Origin of the sequence: Methanocalculus taiwanensis (genome assembly GCF_024372745.1) — an archaeon.
GTDB lineage: Archaea > Halobacteriota > Methanomicrobia > Methanomicrobiales > Methanocorpusculaceae > Methanocalculus > Methanocalculus taiwanensis.
Window position 1 is genome coordinate 1 of the sequence record NZ_VOTZ01000060.1, and the last position, 2,060, is coordinate 2,060.

1 protein-coding gene is annotated in these 2,060 nt (G+C 32.4%); it reads right to left on the reverse strand.

The window, feature by feature from the left end; translation table 11 throughout:
* Nucleotides 1–360: 360 nt before the first annotated feature.
* Nucleotides 361–1,767 (reverse strand): glycosyltransferase family protein, encoded by a 1,407-nt coding sequence (locus FTO68_RS11755; RefSeq protein WP_255333601.1) that lies wholly within the window; start codon nucleotides 1,765–1,767, stop codon nucleotides 361–363.
* Nucleotides 1,768–2,060: the final 293 nt, after the last annotated feature.

Sequence of the window (2,060 nt, forward strand, 5' to 3'; positions counted from 1 at the left end):
TTCTGATTATCGGAAAGATAATCTTCGATAAATGCATAGGTATCCATGGCCCTGTGTCTCCTTTCTGCAAACAATGGTAGGCTGCAGGGCCAATTTAATTTTTACAGAAGATTTGTTACGTTACCTAACTTTCGCTCTGATATGGAAGAATATCTTAAGAATCTAAGGAAAATATGGAGTTAGATTTCTGAGCTAGTTAGGTGTTGCCGGGAATGTAGGATGCATGAAAATTTAGCTGCCGAATGTGGGTCTTATGATGGGTTTGACCAGATCACCGGGGTGCCAAATAAGGTTCGGGAGCTTGAGAAGAAATTGGAACTAGATTTATTCCCTAAGTGAAAGCATAGTTTGGGTTTGGAGTCATTGTATTTGGTTCAAAAAAGCGGATATTTTTCGTTCCCAGTCGATTTCCCAGAAATATGATGGATTTACGGCTGGGTACCCATAACTCTCATCTAATATGGCATCCCGGAGTTCTTCAAAGCTTGAAAAATGATAGCCTAGTGATTCTGGGATTGAATTATTCCCAATAATAAAAATCCTTTTATCTTTAAATGAAAGAGCTTCAAAGAGCGTTGTTGAAGTATATCCAACAATTATTTCACTTGATGCAATAAGTTCATAAATATTCTCATAACTTTTGATTTGTATATTCGGATATTTTTTCAATTCTTCATAACGCTCGGTAAATGGCAATTCTCCAGGATGTAATTTAAAGATAACGGTGTAATGAGGAAAGATTTCTGAAAGATATTTGGCAATCTTTACCATCATGTGAGTAATATAACCTTGAGATACAACAAGAATGTTTTTAGGTTGTACACTGATATGACTTTGATAATAATCACGAGCAGCGTTAAGGGAGGGATTGCCAACTGTTACTGCGGTACTGGGTGTCTGTATCTGTTCGTTCCAGTACTTTCCATAGGTAAGAAAATAATCAGGGAGATATTTTTTTGCAATAGATTTTGCATGGCCTGTAGGATAGTTATAAGCATAATGATTTGGACCAATAAAACCGTGTTGTATTTCTATCGTTATAATTCCATTATCTCTTAGCCGTTGAGTAATTAAACCATTATCATTTAAGTAAGATGCACAATGGATAAATGCTTTATTCCCAACCATGTGAAGTGAAATATTATCGATATATTTTATGAGGTGTTGCCTAGCATGAAATCTTCTAATTATTTTTCTGTATAGATTTGGCATCTCTTTTTGTAATGAAAAAGAATCACAAACTATAGAAAGGAAATCTACTATATCTTTATCATTGCCCCAATAATTATAATTATTTTTTAATGATTTTATTGTAGACAAAATTGGAATGTAATCAAATAGATAAGTATTTGATTCTAATTCTCTTGGCCTTTTAACAGTTCCTTGATAGCTATGTTCAAATATTAGTGGATTGTTAAATAATGAAAAATACGGTTTAAAAAATTGATCATAAAAAAATGATGTTTCTTTATTAATATTTTGATATCTGGCTGTAGTGAAAAAAAGAGAGTCAAAATTTTTTCTTTTTGAAATAAAAAAATTCAAAGTTTTGAAAAAATTTAAAATTGAATTAGGGGAAAAATAATTTATAGATTTGTTTTCCATATGAGCTGGACAGGAATTGATATTTGGACGTAAGGAAATATTTAAAACATTCCCTCGAATTATTGCCCAAGGATGTACTTCGTCAATAACATAGTCCCACAAATTATATTTTTTTTCAATTTCTATAAATTTTTTAAGTTTTATAGTTTCTTTTTGATCCATCCTATATCATCCTTTTCAATGTCGATTTAGAAATCTTCGAATACGTGTCATGATAGTTCTTCTCACTTCACTTAATGATGGTTTATAGTTAATACGATAGTGTTCCTTTTTTAATCTATAAGTAGATGAATGTATTCGCTCATCAAAAACTAATCCACTTTTCATGAAAACGCTCATCATAAATTGATCCACCCTATCATCCCCTCTGTCCATTATTGGATCGGGAGGGAACTGTAGGTGAAATCGATGAGCGACATACAGCGCATTGTAGAACTCTATAACCTCTATGGATC